The following is a 2,191-nucleotide window of genomic DNA, read 5'->3' on the forward strand; positions in this document are numbered from 1 at the left end:
GTTAGAGTCGATGGGGGCTATTACACCCCGCACCTCTCCTACAGATCCGGGCGTGAAACTTTCGCCTCACCCGGCTCCCAGATATTCTTAGGGTTGATATTCCCTTTTGCCCATGTGGATATAGTTGTGACAGGATTCATGTAAGGCAACTAGATTTGTATTTCTCCAGTTGCTATGGTTCCCATCGATGTGGTGTAGATGTACCCGCTCATCGCTGATGCACTTCATTCCACAGTGTCCGCACGTATGGTTTTGCCTTTTTAAGGCTCTAGAGGTGTGGTTGTCGTATAAGTTACTGTTGCGTTTGCTCCAGTAAATTATGTCCCCGTCATAAGGTGATTTACTTCCTGCGACTTTGACGAACCTGTTTTCGGAGTAGGGAACGCTTGGAAATGCTTTATCTATTAGTTTCTTGGTAGAGTAATAGTCAAGCTTCCTTTCCTTGTTAAAAACCTTGAATGTTCTGTGATTGATGTGCCAAAGTGAGAACCTTGCACTATCCATCTTGCAGAACTTGTGGTAATTTCTCCAGCCTCTTACGATTGGTGCTAACTTTTCAGCTTTCACCTTCGCCCCATAATTCGAGCAATTGACGATTGCTTTTACCTTCTGACGGAGTTTTTTGAAGTTGTCCACTGAGGGATAACATCTAAATTTCTCGTTACTTTGCACTTTGAAGTGCCAGCCGAGGAAGTCAAAGCCATCTGTCGTGGCGGTCAGCTTTGTTTTCTTATTGCTTACCTTCATTCCTCTTGTGGCTAAAAATTGGCTAATTCGTTCTAGTATCTCTACCGCGTTATCTTCGGGTTTGAGTATTATCACCATGTCATCGGCATATCGAACACTGGGGTACGCTTTTCTGCCTTGAGTGTCTATTTTTTCGTGAACTTTCTCTATCCCGTTAAGAGCGATATTTGCTAATAGTGGGCTTACCACACCCCCTTGCGGTGTACCTTGTTCTGGAAATTCAGGGTTTGTTCCGGCTTTTAGGCAACGGAATATTCCTGATTTGATGCCTTTAGCGGCTATAAGGTTATCCATTATGGTTGTGTGGCTTATCCTGTCGAAGCATTTCTCAATGTCAAGCTCTAAAACTCGCTTATTGATTCCGTTCGCATGGGATTTTAGATTGTCGAACAGGGTTTTTTGGGCATCGTGTGCCGACCGTCCTGGTCTAAATCCGTAGCTATGGGCGTGAAAAGTTGCTTCGTGTGCTGGTTCTAAGGCGTATTTTGCGAGGCATTGCCACGCTCTGTCCGCCATAGTTGGGATTTTAAGCATTCTGGTACTACCATCCTTTTTAGGGATGGGAATACTACGTAGTTTCTGGTGTTTCCAGTCGTTACTAGATGCCTTCAACAGTTCCTCTAGCTCGAAGCGTTCCTCAGAAGTGAGGGACTTTTTGCCGTCGATACCTGCTGTTTTCTTTCCAGCATTTAGCTGAGTTACTTGGCGAATTGCCAATAATCTAGCCGCTTTGGACTTCAGAATAAGTTTTTGAAGGGACATTGCTTTGCGCTTGTCGCCTGCTTGAACTGCTTTAAACACTCTCTTTTGTAGGCGGAATAAGTTACGCCGAAATTGCTTCCAGGGTAATTTTTTCCAGGATTCACTAGCGTTTTCGCTGTGTCTAATCATGCTCATACTCCGTAAAGTGTGTTCTGAATATCTTGCGGCAATTACGCCGCATCCTACCCGAATCAAAGGGGTTCCGTATCTCGTCTTACCTACTTTGGGATTCGACTATCCCATAGACCTTTGATTCGTTTTTATTCGTTCCCTCAGACGATTGATTGTTCTTTTAGGTGTAGCCAGTTTAACCATCAGAAACCCTAGATTCAAACTGCTATCAATGCCAAAATGCAGTGGGTTTTAGCTCTGATATAGTCGGGGATGTTTTTGTTATGCCCCGCTTTCTGCATAGGTTACTTTTCTAGGCTCTGTTTCACCGTGAGAACCCCCCATTAGCGCCAGTGTCAACCCATAACAGTTGTCTGATTGCGCCCTGTTACCCGCTTTAGCCTCTAGGAACCGAGCCTAGTCACTAGGGTCAAGGTAAGGAGTCACGCCTGAATCTGGCGGGTAGGACTTTCACCTACATCATTCTGAGAGTTCAGCTAGACTTGGGAGTCTTGGCTGGAATGCTTATGTACGGGCTGGTTACCGCGATTTAGCATTCAACGAATCGCAC

The 2,191-nt window shown here is 45.1% G+C and carries 1 protein-coding gene; it reads right to left on the minus strand.

The window, feature by feature from the left end; genetic code table 11:
- Positions 1 to 87: 87 nt before the first annotated feature.
- Entirely contained in the window at positions 88 to 1,638 is a 1,551-nt protein-coding gene (locus C7B70_RS25680) for a reverse transcriptase domain-containing protein (protein ID WP_106371680.1), read from the minus strand.
- Positions 1,639 to 2,191 lie beyond the last annotated feature (553 nt).

It is taken from the genome of Chlorogloea sp. CCALA 695, from assembly GCF_003003885.1.
Taxonomy (GTDB): domain Bacteria; phylum Cyanobacteriota; class Cyanobacteriia; order Cyanobacteriales; family Chroococcidiopsidaceae; genus Aliterella.

Coding starts and splice junctions, on each gene's coding strand:
- C7B70_RS25680 (WP_106371680.1), bottom strand. CDS start 1,638: ATGATTAGACACAGCGAAAACGCTAGTGAATCCTGGAAAAAATTACCC.